Genomic DNA, 14,306 nt, shown 5'->3' with positions numbered 1-14,306 from the left:
CCGCCGCTCCGGCAGCCGGTTCTCTCCGCGTGCGTCGGGCCGCGCCCAACGCCCGTCAGGGCGCCAAACGCTTGAGGCGTGTCACTGCCTCTTCCAACACACCCTTCCGCTTGCAGAAGGCGAAGCGGACGTAGGGGGCGCCGGCCTCGGCGTGGTCGTAGAAGACCTGGGTGGGGACGGCGACGACGCCCGCGCGGCGCGGCAGGTCCAGGCAGAAGGCGGTGCCGTCGGTGGCGCCCAGGGGGCGGATGTCGGTGGTGATGAAGTAGGTGCCGGCCGGGCGGAAGACTCCGAAGCCCGCCGCTCGCAGGCCCCGTGCCAGGAGGTCCCGCTTGGCGCGCAGGTCCTCGCGCAGCGCGGTGTAGTAGTCGTCGGGCAGCGCCAGGGCCTCCGCCACGGCGTACTGGAACGGCCCGGCGGACACGTACGTCAGGTACTGCTTGGCGGAGCGGACCGCGCTCACCAGGGCGGGGGTGCCGGTGACCCAGCCGACCTTCCAGCCGGTGAAGGAGAAGGTCTTGCCCGAGGAGCTGATGGTGACGGTGCGCTCGCGCATGCCCGGGAACGAGGCGAGGGGGTGGTGCGTGCCTTCGAAGACCAGGTGTTCGTAGACCTCGTCGGTGACGGCCAGGAGGTCGTGCTCGACGCACATCTCGGCGACGGCGGCCAGTTCGGCGCGGCTCAGTACGGTGCCGGTGGGGTTGTGGGGGGTGTTGAGGAGGATGAGGCGGGTGCGGTCGGTGATCGCGTCGCGCAGTTCGTCGAGGTCGAGGCGGTAGGTGCCGTCGGTCGCGTACTCGTCGGCCCTGTCGGCCCTGTCGGCCCTGTCGGCCCTGTCGGCCCTGTCGGCCCTGTCGGCCCTGTCGGCCCTGTCGGCCCTGTCGGCCCTGTCGGCCCCGCTCGCGTCGGCCCCGCCCTCCTCGCTCTCGTCCTTGTCGGTCGCGTGCTCGTCGGCCGCGCCGTGCGGTGCCTCCCCGGCTGCGGGGTGCAGCATGACGGGGACGCGGGTGCCGCCGGCCATGGCGATGGAGGCGGCGTAGGAGTCGTAGTACGGCTCCAGCGCGATCACCTCGTCGCCCGGTTCGACCAGCGCGAGGAGGGAGGCGGCGATGGCCTCCGTCGCGCCGGCGGTGACGAGTACCTCGGTGTCCGGGTCGGGGCTCAGCCCGTAGAAGCGCTGTTGGTGCGCGGCGATGGCGGCGCGCAGTTCGGGGACGCCGGGGCCCGGCGGGTACTGGTTGCCGCGCCCGTCCCGCAGGGCGCGTACGGCGGCTTCGCGTACCTGTTCGGGGCCGTCCGTGTCGGGGAAGCCCTGCCCGAGGTTGAGGGCACCGGTCTCCACGGCCAGCGCGGACATCTCGGCGAAGATGGTGGTGCCGAACTCGGCGAGGCGGCGGTTGAGCAGCGGGCGCCCGGACCCGGACTCCGTCCGGGCGGCACCCCCGGCTCCCCGCGCGCCCGGGGCAGCAGCGTGGCCAGCAGTCATGGCCGTCATCCTCCGGCAAGCTCTTGTCTTCCTCAACTCGGCTTTGCCGCACCCGATGCCGGGCAGGAGCCGCCTGCGTGCGCGGGCGAGCCGGCGCACGGCGGACAGTACGTGCGTACTTCAAAGGGGGATAGGTATATGGCAGTTGCCCTGGTCATAGTGGGGGTGGCCGTGATCTTCGGGGTCGTGGTCATCGCGAGCAAGGTCAGTGCGGGGTCCGGCGGCAGCTTGGGCACGGGCGGCGGTCCGGGCTCGGGCGGCGGCTCCGGCCCCTCGTGGTGGGCCGGCGGTGACTCGTCCGGCGGCGGGCACCACGGCGGGCACGGGGGTCATCACGGATGTGGCGGCGGCTCGTCGTGCGGCGGCGGGTCCTCGTGCGGCGGCGGTGGCGGCGGGGGCTGTGGCGGCGGTGGTGGCGGGGGCGGCTGAGCCCCCGGGGCCACCCGCCCCGCTCGGCCACCCGCCCCGCTCGGCCTGGCGCCCGCTCGGCCTGGCGCCCGCTCGGCCTGGCGCCCGCTCGGCCCGACGTCCGCCCGGCCCTTTCCACCCGGGCCGCCGCGGGCCGCCGCGGGCCGGTGACGGCGAACACGCGGTCCCGGACGTCGCGACGACTCGGTTTCGGGATCCTCCGACTCCGCTTCAGGATCCTCCGACTCCGCTTCAGAGACCTCCGACTCCGGCCCCCGAAGGGGCAGTTGGCGGCATATCGGACAGCCGGGCCGCCCCTTCTTCTTCGCGGGTAGGGGAACACCTGACCTCTTCTATACCTATGGGATGGAAATCCGGAGATGTTGGGTAAAAGCGCTGGGGACGCGGAGCATTCCGTGATTCGGTGAATCGTGATCTGCCGTCCCCGAGCGCCTCCGGAGCCTCGGGACATCGAGGGGTGGGCCGGCCCACCCTCCACTGCGTGCTTGCGGAGCCGTCCCATGCTCACCACCCTGAAGACCGCTTACACCGATACCCGCGCGGGTGACCTCGCGTGGGCCCTGGGCCGCGAGCCCCTCCCCGCGCTCGCCTGCCTCGATCTCGAACTCGGCGACACGCACGTGCAGTTGAGGCTGCTGGGCGCTTCGCACCAGGTGCTGCTGGATGAGGGATACGGAGGCTGTTCGGAGACGGTCGCCTGTATGCCGGGCAGCAGCACCCCCCTGCCGCTGGGCGTTTCCAAACAGTTCGGCGCGTGGGAGTACGAATTCGCGGCGCGCGTCGAGACGTTGTCACCCGGCTCGTTCGCCGGGCGCGCGCAGGAGTTGCTCGCGCTGGTGGCAGACCATCCGAACGGGCTCGCGGGCACCTTTCCGGGCGCCCCCCACGCTTTCACCGCGCTGCTGGTCCAACGGCACGAGGGGCAAGTGCGCTGGCGTACCTGGCATTCCTATCCGCAGGAGGGCCGGCTGGTCTCCACGCGGACGCGGGTGGCCGCCGGGAACCAGTGCCGCAGCGATCCGTTGGACGTCATCACGGGTGCCCTTTCCGGTGGTGCCCCGGACGCCGGTTCCGGCCCACTGTGCGATGTGACGTGAGGTGCTGCGAAGCGGCCTGAAGCGCCATGCCGGGCCACCCGTGTGAGTGACCGAGGGTGCAAGAGCTGTCACGTACGGTTCCCCGCATGACCGAGTACCCCCGGCCCCGCGGCAAGGGCGCACGGCTGCCCGTACGGGCGGGGCCGGCGCGGGGGTTCGTCCTCGCCTCGGCCTTCATCTGCGCGGCCTGCGGCCTGGTCTACGAGCTGGAACTGGTCGCGCTGGCCTCCTCGTTGGACGGGGATTCGGTCACCCAGGCGTCTGTCGTGCTGTCCGTGATGGTCTTCGCGATGGGTGTCGGATCCCTCCTCGCCAAGCGGCTGAGCTGCCGTGCCGCCGTCGGTTTCGGCTGTGTGGAGGTGCTGTTGGCGCTGGTCGGCGGCGGTTCGGCGATGGCGCTGTACGCGTCGTTCGCCTGGCTGGGCGAGGCGCGGATCGCGCTCGTGGCCATCTCGTTCGCGATCGGCGTGCTGATCGGCGCCGAGATGCCGCTGCTGATGACCCTCATCCAGCGCATCCGCGAGCAGGACGCCGGCGGCGCGCTCGCCGACCTGTTCGCCGCCGACTATGTGGGGGCGCTGGTGGGCGGGCTGGCCTTCCCCTTTCTCCTGCTGCCGCTGTTCGGACAGCTGACCGGCGGGCTGCTCACCGGGGCCGTCAACGCGCTGGCGGGCGGCATGGTCGTGCTGTGGCTCTTCCGCGCCGACCTGAGCGCCCGCCCGCGCCGCCGACTGCTGGCGGCCAACGGCTCGGCGCTGGTGCTGCTGGTGGCGGGCACCGCGCTCGTCGGCCCGTTCGAACACGCGGCGCGGGAGCGGATATACGGCGACGAGGTGCGGGTCGCCGTGCGGACCGGGGTGCAGGAACTCGTGCTGACGGGCGGGGCGGTGCGTCGGGAGTGGCCGCGCACCGGCGAGCTGCGCATGTTCCGGGACGGTCGGCTGACGGCGCGCGGCTCGGACGAACGCGCCTACCACGAGGCGCTGGTCGCCCCCGGCATGGCCGCGGGCCGTCACTCCCGGGTGCTGATCCTCGGCGGCGGGGACGGGATGGCGCTGCGTGAGGTCCTGCGCCATCCCGGCGTGCGCGAGGTCACAGTCGTCGAGCGGGACCCCGGCGTCGTCCGCCTGGCGCGCGGCGATCCTGGCCTGCGGGCGCTCAACGGCGGCTCCCTGGCGGATCCGAGGGTCCGGGTGGAGACCGAGGACGCCTTCACCTGGCTGCGCCGCCGCGCCGACGAAGGTGCCGGGGACGGCGACGGTGTTCGCTTCCGCTCCCGCGCCGGTGCGGACAACGCGCCCTATGACGTGGTGTTCTCCGTGCTGACCGGCCCCGGTACCGCGCGCGGTGACACGCTGCATTCGCAGGAGTTCTACGGACTCGCCGCCCGCGCCACCGCCCCCGGCGGTCGGCTCGCGGTACGGGTGGGAGCGCGCGGCGTCCGGCGGCGCGACTTCTGGACGGCGGAGACCACGCTCAAGGCCGCGGGCCTGCGGACGTGTCCGTACGCGGTGGACGGAGCCGCCACCGGGCACGCCCCCGCGGCGTCCGGCCGCCCGTGGCGCTTCTTGCTGGCCCGGCGGGGCGCGGGACGCCCTCAACAGGGCGGCTCCGCATGCGCGTTGGCGCCCGGGCCGGGTACGGGTTCCGCTGCGGGTGCTGCCCCGGGCTCCGCCACGGACTCTGCCGTGCGACCCGTCAGCGGGCCGTTCCGGGAGGCGGTGCGGAGGGCCGAGCGCGGCCGGATCCGGGGGCTGCCGCCGTCCACGCTGACCCACCCGCGCTACCGGGCGGAGAAGTGAAAGATCCGGCCCGGTCATATGTGCTGCGGACTGATGGGTAATAGGCTCCGCACCATGGAGCACGAGGTATACGTTCCGTTTTCCGCCGGCTCCGTACGGGCCGCACTCGCCGACCCCGAGCGCGTCGCGCGCTGCGTCCCCGGGCTGCAACGGTCCGACGACGAGCCCGATGGCGGGTCCGGCGACGGGCCCGGCGGCGGGTCCGTCGGCGAAGGGATCGTTCCGGCGCCGGGGCAGGCCGCCGGGTCGTCCGCCGTTCCGCCCTCCGGGACGCGGTTCGACGGCCGGCTGCGGGTCCGTATCGCCGGGACGACGATCACCTATCGCGGCACCGTGACGCTCGTCCCGCGCCCCGCCGACAACGGAGCTGACAGCGGAGCCCCCGGAGCCCATAGCGATTCCGTCACCGGTCTGGCCGGTGACGCTGGGCGGCTGGAGGTGCTGGAGGTGACGGGTACCGGCGAGGAGGCGCGCGGCGACGGGAGCGTCGAGCTGGCGCTGACCGTCGAGCCGCGCTCCGCCGACGACGGTGAGGGCACCGACCTGCTGTGCATCGGCACCGTCACCGGTACGGGGCGGCTCGCCGGCATCGAGGAGAAGGCCGCCACCTCGGCAGGCGTACGCCTCCTGGACCGCTTCGCCGCGGCCCTCGCCGACAGCATCCGCGACGAGCCGCCCGCCGGTACCCCCGAGGCCGAGGCGGGCACCGGCGGGACGGCCGGTGGCGGCGACGGCGCCGAGGGCCCGGTCGCGGGCGGGATCGGCGCCCCCGGCGACAACGAGCGCGCCATCCCCGGCATCCCCGAGCCCGAAGAGTCCGAGGAGGGCCGCAGCCCGCTGTTCGAGACGGAGGTCCCGCCCTCCTCCCTGGGCCCCGACGAACCGGCGGACGACGCCAGGCCGCCCGAGGACTCGACGGAGCCTCGGGACACCACAGGCCCGCGGGACGCCACGGGCCCGCGGGACGCCACGGGGCCGCAGGACTTCGGGCCGGACCTGCCGGGCCCGCCGGGTTCCGAGAACGGCTCGCAGGGGGCTCCCGGCGCGTACGACAGCGGTGCCTTCGAGGAGAGCGGTGCCTTCGAGGGGCACGGGGGGCCGTTCGGCGCGGAGGCGGCCCATGCGCGGCGCACGATGATCGGGCGCAGCGCCGAAGAGGTGGACCACGCGCCGCCGCGCGGGCGTTACGCGCCCGTACCCGTACCAGAGCCGGCGTCCGCGATCGCGGCCTTGCGCTGGGCGGCGCCCGCGGCGGCCGTGGTGGTCGCCGGGGCCGTGGTCCTCGGCCGGGTCCTGCGGCGGCGCCGTTGAGGGCGCCGTTATGGTCGCTGTATGACTGAGCTGCCCACCCCCGCGGAAGAAGCCACGACCGTCGTGCTCGGTGCCGGTGGCACCGAGGTCACCATCGAGCCCCAGCACGGTTGCCGGCTCGCCTCACTCCAGGTGGGCGGTACGGAACTGCTGCGCCAGGGGCCGAAGTACGGCTCGTTCGTGATGGCGCCCTGGTGCGGCCGTACCGCCGAGGGGCGCTTTCGCAACGGTGGGGAGATGTACCAACTCCCCGTCGCGGAAGGGGCGTCCCGGCCGGGGCCCGGGGGCGGCCCGCACGCTCTGCACGGCACCGTGCGCGGCGAAGCCTGGCGCACGGCCCCCGGCGGTTCGAGGACCAAGGCGTCCTTCACCTACGACCTGACCGACCCCTGGCCCTGGGAGGGCCGGGTCTCGCAGGCCGTCGAACTGGCCGGGGACGGCGGCTCCCTGACGCTCAAGCTGGCCGTGGAGACCTTCGACGTCTCCTTCCCCGCGCAGGCGGGCTGGCACCCGTGGTTCGTGCGCAACCTCGGCCAGGGCGGCCAGGATGTGGCGCTCGACTTCTCGCCCGAGTGGCAGGAGGAGCGCGGCGCCGACCACATCCCCACCGGCAAGCGGATCTCGCCCCTCCCCGGGCCGTGGGACGACTGCTTCGGCATGCCGGGCGGCGTCGATGTCACGCTGACCTGGCCGGGCGAGCTGGCCTTGCGGGTGACCTCGCGCGGGGAGTACGTCGTGGTGTACGACGAGCAGCCCGAGGCGGTCTGCGTCGAGCCCCAGTCCGGCCCGCCCAACGGCCTCAACTCCCACCCGCGCCAGGTGACCCCCCTGGACCCCCTGGAGATCACCACGACGTGGAGCTGGCAGCGCCTGTAGGCGCCGGTACTGCACGCGCCGGCGCACACCGGGGAGCGCCCCGGCCCCCCGGCCCCGGCTCCCGGCCCCCGTCCCCGGCTCCCGCCCGCAGCGGGGCGCAGTCGGGCCGGGCGCCGCGGGAACATAGGCTGAGGTCTCATGAACGACGACGTGCGCGCCGCGCTGCTGCGGCAGATCCAGGACAAGGCCGTGGTGCACGGCAGGGTGACCCTCTCCTCGGGGGCCGAGGCCGACTTCTACATCGACCTGCGGCGCATCACCCTCGACGGGGAGTCGGCGCCGCTGACGGGCCAGGTGATGCTGGACGCCACCGAGCACCTGGACTACGACGCGGTGGGCGGTCTGACCCTGGGCGCCGACCCGGTGGCGACGTCGATGATGCATGCCGCCGCCGCCCGTGGCCGCAGGCTCGACGCGTTCGTCGTCCGCAAGGCGGGCAAGGCGCACGGCCTCCAGCGGCGGATCGAGGGGCCGGACATCGCGGGCCGCCGGGTGCTGATCGTCGAGGACACCTCGACGACGGGCAACTCGCCGCTGACCGCGGTGGAGGCGGCGCGGCAGGCGGGTGCCGAGGTGGTGGCCGTCGCGACGATCGTGGAGCGGGGGGCCGCGTCGGCGATGGAGCGCGCGGGGCTGCCGTACGTACACGCGTTCGACCTCGCCGATCTGGGGCTGGCCTCCGACTGATCCGGGATCGGCCCCGATCGTCCTCGCCTCGACCCCGGCGCGTGTGCCGACGGTCCCGGCGAGTGCGCTGAACGGTGCCTGAATCGGGGCGAAATGGCCCACATGTGCCCCTGTTTCACGTGAAACCCTGTCCGAAATGCGCTAGTGAATTTGTGAATTCACGAGTCCGGAGCATCCGGTTTCTTCTGGGAGGATAGGCGCGACGATGACGTCGTTCCGTTGAGCCGTATGAGCTGAAGCTGAACCAGAGCCGGATCGAATCGCACACCCAAGGAGCGGTCTGATGCCCATCGCAACTCCCGAGGTCTACAACGAGATGCTCGACAGGGCGAAGGAAGGCACGTTCGCCTACCCCGCCATCAATGTCACCTCGACGCAGACCCTGCACGCCGCACTGCGCGGATTCGCCGAGGCGGAGAGCGACGGGATCGTTCAGATCTCCACGGGCGGCGCCGAGTTCCTGGGCGGCCAGTACAGCAAGGACATGGTCAGCGGTGCCGTGGCGCTCGCCGAGTTCGCGCACATCGTCGCCAAGAAGTACCCGGTCAACGTCGCGCTGCACACCGACCACTGCCCCAAGGACAAGCTCGACGGCTACGTCCGCCCCCTGATCGCGATCTCCCGCGAGCGCGTGCAGCGCGGCGAGAACCCGCTCTTCCAGTCGCACATGTGGGACGGCTCGGCCGAGACCCTCAAGGACAACCTGGAGATCGGCGAGGAGCTGCTCGCCCAGGCCGCCGCCGCGAAGATCATCCTTGAGGTCGAGATCACCCCGACCGGTGGCGAGGAGGACGGCGTCACCCACGAGATCAACGACGAGCTGTACACCACCGTCGAGGACGCGATCCGCACCGCCGAATCGCTCGGCCTCGGCGACAAGGGCCGCTACCTGCTCGCCGCCTCCTTCGGCAACGTCCACGGCGTCTACAAGCCGGGCAACGTCGTGCTCCGCCCCGAGCTGCTCAAGGACCTCCAGGAGGGCGTGGCGGCGAAGTTCGGCAAGACCGCCGGCGCGCAGCCCTTCGACTTCGTCTTCCACGGCGGCTCCGGCTCCACCGAGGAGGAGATCGCCACCGCGCTGGGCAACGGCGTCGTGAAGATGAACCTGGACACCGACACCCAGTACGCCTTCACCCGCCCGGTCGCCGACCACATGTTCAGCAACTACGACGGTGTCCTGAAGGTCGATGGCGAGGTCGGCAACAAGAAGGTCTACGACCCGCGCAGCTGGGGCAAGGCCGCCGAGAAGGGCATGGCCGCGCGCGTGACCACCGCCTGCGGCCACCTGCGTTCGACGGGTACCAAGCTGAAGTAGCGGCCGGCGGCGGCAGTCCGGCAACAGCTCGCCGCAGTACGCCGCGCACACAGTGTGAGGCCCGGGTCCCCTGCGGGGGGATCCGGGCCTTTCGCTATGAATTCGTGATCGGTCTCCCCTGCAAATATGCATGTCCTGACATGCAGACTGAGCCGATGAACAGTAGCGACGGGTCGCGGAAGAGCGCGCGAATACGGCAGGTCAAGTCCTCCCTCTGGGAGTTCTTCCAGGGGCTGGGCAAGACCTTCATGCTCCCGGTGGCCCTGCTCGCGTTCTGCGGCATCATGCTGGGCATCGGCTCCTCGCTCTCCAGCGACGCCGTCACCGGCAACCTCACCTTCCTGCGGGGCGAGGGCTTCCACCTGGTCTTCACCTGGATGGCCAACACGGGAGGGGTCGCCTTCACCTTCCTGCCCGTCCTGTTCGCGATGGCCATCCCGCTCGGCCTCGCCCGCGAGGACAAGGGCGTCGCGGCCTTCTCCGGCTTCGTCGGCTACGCCTCGATGAACCTCGCGGTGAACTTCTTCCTCACCGCCAAGGACGTCGACTTCGAGGACAAGAAGGCCATCGCCCACTACGGCATCGCCGACGTCCTGGGCATCCAGTCCATCGACACCGGCCTGCTGGGCGCCGTCGCCGTCGGCATCATCGTCTCCGTGCTGCACCGCCGCTTCCGCACCCAGCGGATGCCGGACGCGCTCGCGTTCTTCGGCGGGCTGCGCTTCGTGCCGATCATCTCCGCGCTGGTGCTGAGCGTCGTCGGGCTCGTCATCCCGCTGCTGTGGCCGACGTTCAACGGCTGGATCAAGGACATCGGCGAGGCCATCGGGCACGCGGGGGTCTTCGGCCCGTTCTTCTTCGGTATGGGCGAGGTGCTGCTGCGCCCCGTCGGCCTGCACCACGTGCTGGTCGCCATGTTCCGCTTCACCGACGTGGGCGGCTCGGGCGTGGTGTGCGGAGACCATGTCAGCGGCGCGCTCAACATGTTCTACGCCCAGCTCAACTGTGACGCGCCCGCGGGCAGCGACGTCACCAGCGCCACCCACTTCCTCTCCCAGGGCAAGATGGCCGCCTACCTCGGCGGACTGCCGGGCGCCGCGCTGGCGATGTACCACTGCGCGCGGCGCGCGATGCGGCCCGAGATCAAGGCGCTGCTGGTCTCCGGCGTCGTCGCCTGCGTGGTCGGCGGCATCACCGAACCGCTGGAGTTCCTCTTCCTGTTCATCGCGCCCTGGCTCTACCTGATCCACGCGGTCCTGGTGGGCCTCGGCTTCCTGACGGCCGCCGTGCTCGGGGTGTTCATCGGCAACACCGACGGCAACGTCATCGACTGGCTCGTCTTCGGCGTCCTCCAGGGCACCACCACCAAGTGGTACCTGGTGCCGGTGATCGCCGCGGTCTGGTTCGCCGTCTACTACTTCCTCTTCCGCTGGGCGATCCGCCGCTTCGACCTCAAGACGCCGGGCCGCGACGAGCCCGAACCGGAGGACGACGCCACGGAGGCCGGCGCCACGCGGGGGGACGACGCGGGCGCCGAGGACCGCCCGGCGGACGACGCGCGCGCCGCTTCCACCGCGCCGCCGCCCGAGCCGAAGCTCGTCGCGGGCAAGTACGACCCCGTCGCCATCCTCGAAGCGCTCGGCGGCCCCGGCAACATCCGCACCCTGGACAACTGCATCACCCGCCTGCGGATGACCGTCGAGGACGCGGAGGCGCTGGACGAGGCCCGGCTGAAGAAACTCGGCGCGGTCGGCGTCGTCACGCTGGACGCGCACACCGTCCAGGTCGTCATCGGGCCGCAGGTCCAGTCGGTCAAGGACGCCATCGCCGGCCTCGTGCGGGTGAAGTGACCATGGCGTACGGCGGTGAGGACGGCGAGGATCACGAGGACAGCGAGGATCACGGGGAGGGCGAGGACCACGGGGAGGGCCACGGCCCCGGCGCGGTCGAGGGCTACGACTTCGACCGGGTCGTGGACCGGCACGGCACCTGGTGCACCCAGTGGGACTACGTCGAGGACCGCTTCGGCGTCCCCGGGCTGCTGCCCTTCACCATCTCCGACATGGACTTCGAGACCGCGCCGGAGGTACTGGCCGCGCTGCGGACCCGCCTGGCGCACGGCGTACTCGGATACTCGCGCTGGCGGCACGCGGACTTCCTCTCCGCCGTCACCGACTGGTACGCGGCGCGGTACGACACCCCCGTGGACCCCGGCTCCGTGGTCTACGGCCCCTCCGTGATCTACCAGATCTCGCAGCTGCTGCGGCTGTGGTCGCAGCCGGGGGACGGGATCGTCGTGCACACGCCGACCTACGACGCGTTCCCGAAGACCATCGCCGCGCACGGTCGCGAGCTGCGCGGCTGCCCGGTGGAGGACCCGGACGGCCGGGAACTGGAGCGGCTGCTCGCGCTGCCCGACACCGCCGTGCTGCTCCTGTGCTCGCCGCACAACCCCACAGGCCGGGTGTGGACGCGGGACGAACTGGCGCGGACGGCGGAGCTGTGCGCGCGGCACGGTGTCGCCGTCATCAGCGACGAGATCCACTCCGACCTCGTCCACCCGCCCCACACCCACCGCCCGTGGGCGCTCCACGGAGCACCGGGCGGACGCTGGGCCGTGGTCACCTCGGCCTCGAAGTCCTTCAACATCCCCGCACTGACGGGGAGTTACGGCATCATCGCCGACCCTGCGACCCGCGATGCCTACCTGCGGGCCCTGAAGGAGGCCGACGGACTCTCCTCGCCCGCCGTCCTCTCGGTCGTCGGGCACATCGCCGCATACCGTCAGGGCGCGCCCTGGCTGGACGCGCTGCGCACGTATGTACGGGGCAACTTGGCGATGGTCGCGGAACGCCTGAACACCGCCTTCCCCGCCCTGGACTGGGCCCCGCCCGAGGCCGGATACCTCGCCTGGATCGACCTCCGTCCACTGGCTGTGGACGACGCGGTGCTCCAACGGGAGCTGATCGAGGGGGAGAAGGTGGCGATCATGCCGGGTACGGCATACGGCCGGGCCGGGTTCGTACGGCTCAATGTCGGCTGCCCGCGCACGAAGGCGGAGGCGGGGGTGGACGCGCTGGTGCGGGCGCTGCGGCGGCTGCGGTGAGCTGACCGCTGCGCGGGGCGGGGCTGGATTGGGCTGGGGCCCGCGTGTGGGGCGCAGTCCCTGTTCCCCGGGGCGACGGTTTCGGCTACGGGCCCGAGGGGGCGTCAGCGTCAGCCCCTCGGCCGGGACGCTTGCCCCCTGGCCGGGCCGCACGCCACCCCTGCCCGCGCCGCGCTCGGCCCCCTTGGCCGGGGCGCTTGCCGCGCTCGTCGCCCCTGACCGGGCCCCTCGCCGCCCGTCAGGGCCCTTGCCCGTCCGGAGTCCTTGCCCGTCAGGACTCTTTGCCCGTCAGGATCCCGCTCGTGACCACCTCGGAGAGGCGCTCGGCGCGTGGCGCGAGGGCAGGCTGATCGCCGAGCCAGGCGAGCGCCGCCACCAGCGCGAACAGGTCGGTGCCGTCGATGTCGTCCCGCGCCGTGCCCGCCTCCTGGGCGCGGGTGAGGAGCCGCGCGCCGGCCGCGCGCATGGCGACGCAGGACGCGTGGAGCGCGGATTCGGGTTCCTCGATGGCGGCTGCCATCAGCGTGGTCACACCCCGGTACTCCCGCGCGACTGCCACACAGTCGCGCAGCCACCGGGCGAGAGCGTCTTCGGGAGGCATCGGCGCCTCGGCCAACTGGGCCGCCCTCGCTGTGAGTTCGTCGAAGTGCGTGCGCAACAGGGCGTCGAGCAGTGCCTCGCGCGTCGGGAAGTGGCGCAGCAGCGTCGCGAGCCCGACGCCCGCCCGGCGGGCGATGTCGCGCAGCGACACGTCGACGCCCTGTTCGGTGATGGCGGCGCCCGCCACCGCGAGGAGGTGGTCGTGATTCTTTCTTGCGTCGGCTCGCATCTGCCTCTCCTCGACTGCCGCTGTCGGCTGCCCGCTGCTTGACTATCCGGATCAGTGGTCCATATATTCGGGTCAGTGGTTCGCTTATGTGGACCGCTGATCCGAATCAAGCGTATCGCGCACCACGAGCAGGGGAAAAAGATGTCAACCACGCCGACCACGCCGACCACGCCGACCCGCACGATGCGGGCGGTCCGCCTCCATGAGCACGGCGGCCCCGAGGTGCTGCGCCAGGACGAGGTGCCGATCCCGGAGCCGGGGCCGGGGGAGGTGCTCGTCCGCGTACACGCCGTCGGCGTCAATCCGCCCGACTGGTACCTGCGGGACGGGATGTCCAACCTCCCGCCGGAGACGAGGCCGAAGTTCACGCTGCCCGTCATCCCGGGCACGGACATGTCGGGCGTCGTCGAGACCGTCGCCCCCGACGTGGACGGCTTCTCCGCCGGTGACGAGGTCTTCGGCCTGCTCCGCTTCCCCGGCTTCGACGGCGGCACATACGCCGAGTACGTGACGGCCCCCGCGTCGGACCTCGCGCTCAAGCCGGCCGGCATCGACCACGTGCACGCCGCCGGGGCGCCCATGGCCAGTCTCACCGCGTGGCAGTTCCTGATCGAACTCGGCCACGACCACCCCTCGCCCTTCCAGGCGGCCCGGCACCGCCCGGTCGCACTCGGCCCCGGCACGAGGGTCCTCGTCAACGGCGCCGCGGGCGGCGTGGGCCACTTCGCACTACAGCTCGCCAAGTGGCACGGCGCACACGTCACCGCGGTGGCCTCGGGCGGGCACGAACCGTTCCTGCGCGAACTCGGCGCGGACGAGTTCATCGACTACACCAGGAACCGTCCCGAGGAATCCGTCCGCGATCTCGACCTCGTACTCGATGCGGTTGGAGGCAGCGGCAGCCGACGCTTCCTGCGCACGCTCAAGCGCGGCGGCGCGCTGTTCCCGGTGTTCTTCGGCGAGTTCGACGACGAGGAGACCGCGCGGCTGGGCGTCACGGTCTCCGGCACCCAGGTCCGCTCGAACGGCGCGCAACTCGCCGAGCTGGGGCGGCTGCTCGACGACGGCACGCTCCGCGTCGCGATCGACAGCACGTTTGTCCTCGCGGACGCCCGAGCCGCCCACGAGCGCGCTGCGCGCGGGCATATCCGGGGCAAGATCGTGCTGACGGTCGCTCAGGCGTGAGCGGTTCGCCGGTGCGACGGCGGGCGCCTCATGGGGGTGCGGGGTTCCGCCCGGGCGGCGGGCGTCCGGGCGTCTGGGCCCGGGACGCCAGGGGCCACGCTCTGGCCGGCCGAACCCTCGGGTTCTGGCGGTCCGGGCCCCCGGGGGTCCTGGGGGCCCGAATCCCCGGGTCCTGGCGGGCCC

Annotated in this window: 12 protein-coding genes; 10 read left to right on the top strand and 2 right to left on the bottom strand. The window is 72.4% G+C overall.

What is annotated here, in order from left to right; genetic code table 11:
- Positions 1–55: 55 nt before the first annotated feature.
- Entirely contained in the window at positions 56–1,495 is a 1,440-nt protein-coding gene (locus ABD339_RS31250; RefSeq protein ID WP_425576154.1) for an aminotransferase class I/II-fold pyridoxal phosphate-dependent enzyme, read from the bottom strand.
- 129 nt (positions 1,496–1,624) lie between these two features.
- On the opposite strand from ABD339_RS31250, the gene ABD339_RS31245 reads away from it, so the two are divergent.
- The 9 genes from ABD339_RS31245 (at position 1,625) to ABD339_RS31205 (ending at position 12,109) form a co-directional block, all read left to right on the top strand.
- On the top strand, positions 1,625–1,915 hold the full coding sequence (locus ABD339_RS31245) for a hypothetical protein (RefSeq protein ID WP_344570540.1): 291 nt from the start codon (positions 1,625–1,627) through the stop codon (positions 1,913–1,915).
- Between the two features lie 500 nt (positions 1,916–2,415).
- Positions 2,416–3,012, top strand: coding sequence for a DUF2617 family protein (locus ABD339_RS31240; RefSeq protein WP_344570539.1), 597 nt, complete (start codon positions 2,416–2,418; stop codon positions 3,010–3,012).
- 86 nt (positions 3,013–3,098) lie between these two features.
- Entirely contained in the window at positions 3,099–4,814 is a 1,716-nt protein-coding gene (locus tag ABD339_RS31235) for a polyamine aminopropyltransferase (RefSeq protein WP_344570538.1), read from the top strand.
- Positions 4,815–4,868: 54 nt separating this feature from the next.
- A complete protein-coding gene (locus ABD339_RS31230) occupies positions 4,869–6,125 on the top strand; it encodes an SRPBCC family protein (RefSeq protein WP_344570537.1) in 1,257 nt (418 codons plus the stop codon).
- 21 nt (positions 6,126–6,146) lie between these two features.
- Positions 6,147–7,001, top strand: coding sequence for an aldose epimerase family protein (locus tag ABD339_RS31225; RefSeq protein WP_344570536.1), 855 nt, complete (start codon positions 6,147–6,149; stop codon positions 6,999–7,001).
- 138 nt (positions 7,002–7,139) lie between these two features.
- A complete protein-coding gene (locus tag ABD339_RS31220; RefSeq protein ID WP_344570535.1) occupies positions 7,140–7,688 on the top strand; it encodes an orotate phosphoribosyltransferase in 549 nt (182 codons plus the stop codon).
- A gap of 283 nt (positions 7,689–7,971) precedes the next feature.
- The gene (fbaA, locus tag ABD339_RS31215) at positions 7,972–9,003 is read left to right on the top strand and encodes a class II fructose-bisphosphate aldolase (RefSeq protein ID WP_344570534.1); all 1,032 of its coding nucleotides are present in this window, start codon (positions 7,972–7,974) and stop codon (positions 9,001–9,003) included.
- Positions 9,004–9,158: 155 nt separating this feature from the next.
- Positions 9,159–10,853: a maltose/glucose-specific PTS transporter subunit IIBC gene (gene malX, locus ABD339_RS31210; protein ID WP_344570533.1), complete on the top strand. Its 1,695-nt coding sequence runs from the start codon at positions 9,159–9,161 to the stop codon at positions 10,851–10,853.
- Positions 10,854–10,855: 2 nt separating this feature from the next.
- Positions 10,856–12,109, top strand: coding sequence for a MalY/PatB family protein (locus ABD339_RS31205; protein ID WP_344570532.1), 1,254 nt, complete (start codon positions 10,856–10,858; stop codon positions 12,107–12,109).
- Between the two features lie 271 nt (positions 12,110–12,380).
- On the opposite strand, the gene ABD339_RS31200 is transcribed toward ABD339_RS31205, so the two are convergent.
- Positions 12,381–12,938 carry a TetR/AcrR family transcriptional regulator gene (locus ABD339_RS31200; protein WP_344570531.1) on the bottom strand — a complete coding sequence of 186 codons (558 nt, stop codon included), beginning with the start codon at positions 12,936–12,938 and terminating at the stop codon, positions 12,381–12,383.
- A 183-nt stretch (positions 12,939–13,121) separates the two neighbouring features.
- Between ABD339_RS31200 and ABD339_RS31195 the strand changes: the two genes are divergently transcribed.
- Positions 13,122–14,123 (top strand): NADP-dependent oxidoreductase, encoded by a 1,002-nt coding sequence (locus tag ABD339_RS31195; RefSeq protein ID WP_344570557.1) that lies wholly within the window; start codon positions 13,122–13,124, stop codon positions 14,121–14,123.
- The last annotated feature ends 183 nt before the right edge of the window (positions 14,124–14,306 follow it).

Origin of the sequence: Streptomyces axinellae (assembly GCF_039532135.1) — a bacterium.
GTDB lineage: Bacteria > Actinomycetota > Actinomycetes > Streptomycetales > Streptomycetaceae > Streptomyces > Streptomyces axinellae.
Note: the sequence above shows the minus strand (reverse complement) of the source record. Positions and strands in the feature narration are given on the sequence as shown.

What these genes read in the sequence shown, in the direction of transcription:
- ABD339_RS31205 (WP_344570532.1), top strand. Translation starts at nt 10,856, where the DNA reads ATGGCGTACGGCGGTGAGGACGGCGAGGATCACGAGGACAGCGAGGAT.
- ABD339_RS31230 (WP_344570537.1), top strand. Translation starts at nt 4,869, where the DNA reads ATGGAGCACGAGGTATACGTTCCGTTTTCCGCCGGCTCCGTACGGGCC.
- ABD339_RS31195 (WP_344570557.1), top strand. Translation starts at nt 13,122, where the DNA reads ATGCGGGCGGTCCGCCTCCATGAGCACGGCGGCCCCGAGGTGCTGCGC.
- malX (WP_344570533.1), top strand. Translation starts at nt 9,159, where the DNA reads ATGAACAGTAGCGACGGGTCGCGGAAGAGCGCGCGAATACGGCAGGTC.
- ABD339_RS31235 (WP_344570538.1), top strand. Translation starts at nt 3,099, where the DNA reads ATGACCGAGTACCCCCGGCCCCGCGGCAAGGGCGCACGGCTGCCCGTA.
- ABD339_RS31240 (WP_344570539.1), top strand. Translation starts at nt 2,416, where the DNA reads ATGCTCACCACCCTGAAGACCGCTTACACCGATACCCGCGCGGGTGAC.
- ABD339_RS31225 (WP_344570536.1), top strand. Translation starts at nt 6,147, where the DNA reads ATGACTGAGCTGCCCACCCCCGCGGAAGAAGCCACGACCGTCGTGCTC.
- ABD339_RS31200 (WP_344570531.1), bottom strand. Translation starts at nt 12,938, where the DNA reads ATGCGAGCCGACGCAAGAAAGAATCACGACCACCTCCTCGCGGTGGCG.
- ABD339_RS31245 (WP_344570540.1), top strand. Translation starts at nt 1,625, where the DNA reads ATGGCAGTTGCCCTGGTCATAGTGGGGGTGGCCGTGATCTTCGGGGTC.
- ABD339_RS31250 (WP_425576154.1), bottom strand. Translation starts at nt 1,495, where the DNA reads ATGACGGCCATGACTGCTGGCCACGCTGCTGCCCCGGGCGCGCGGGGA.
- ABD339_RS31220 (WP_344570535.1), top strand. Translation starts at nt 7,140, where the DNA reads ATGAACGACGACGTGCGCGCCGCGCTGCTGCGGCAGATCCAGGACAAG.
- fbaA (WP_344570534.1), top strand. Translation starts at nt 7,972, where the DNA reads ATGCCCATCGCAACTCCCGAGGTCTACAACGAGATGCTCGACAGGGCG.